Consider the following 864-nt stretch of genomic DNA (forward strand, 5'->3'; position numbering starts at 1 on the left):
GGTCGTAGGCGGATGATGGGGTGGTGATGTCCAGATTGCGCGGCGGTGCCGACGATGTCCGCTCCCGGGTGGGCGGGCAGGTCCTGGGGCTGGTGGCCGGCCCGCGGGGCCCGGAACGACATGAACGGATCTTTGTAGCCGGCGGTGAACGCTGGTTCGCCGACGACCGCCCGATCCGACGTGTCCACGCGGATGTGTCGATGTTCGTCGGAGGCATACGTGCGCTGCTGCTGCAGTCGCTGCATCCGTTGGCGATGGCCGGGGTGGCCGGGCATTCGGACTACCGCCACGATCCGTGGGGGCGCCTGCAGCGGACCAGTCTCTTCCTGGCGGCGACAACGTTCGGGCCGACCGAGGAAGCCGAGCGGGCCGTTGCCCGCGTCCGGGGTATCCACCGGCGGGTGCACGGCACCGCGCCGGACGGACGGGCCTATGCGGCCTCGGATCCGCACCTGCTGGGCTGGGTCCACGTCGCGGAGGTCGACAGCTTCCTGACCGCCTATCAGCGTTACGGCAACAGCACGGCGCTCACCCCGGCGCAGCGGGACGCCTACGTCGCCGACGCTGCGCAGGTGGCCACGAAACTCGGCGTCATCGATCCGCCGCGCACCGAGGCCGAGCTGGTGAAACGACTCGCCGAATATCGGCCCGAGCTCACCGGAACCCCGCAGGCCCGCCAGGCCGCACGGTATCTCCTGCTGCGTGCGCCGCTGCCCGTCGCGGCGCGGCTACCTTACGGCGCACTTGCGTCGGCTGCCGTCGGACTGATGCCGGTATGGACCCGCTGGCCGCTACGGCTCCCATACCTTCCCGCGACCGAGGCCACCGTCGGGCGTCTGGCCGGATGGGGTGTCCTCGCCGGTA

Annotated in this window: 2 protein-coding genes; one reads left to right on the top strand and one right to left on the bottom strand. The window is 71.1% G+C overall.

Features of this window, described 5'->3' with window-relative positions:
* A partial coding sequence (locus U9980_RS22385; protein WP_322769734.1) for a hypothetical protein occupies nucleotides 1-188 on the bottom strand: 188 nt, incomplete at its 3' end.
* Nucleotides 189-200: 12 nt separating this feature from the next.
* On the opposite strand from U9980_RS22385, the gene U9980_RS22390 reads away from it, so the two are divergent.
* A partial coding sequence (locus U9980_RS22390; RefSeq protein WP_322769735.1) for an oxygenase MpaB family protein occupies nucleotides 201-864 on the top strand: 664 nt, incomplete at its 3' end.

Source organism: Protofrankia sp. Cr1, from assembly GCF_963555865.1.
Taxonomy (GTDB): domain Bacteria; phylum Actinomycetota; class Actinomycetes; order Frankiales; family Frankiaceae; genus Protofrankia.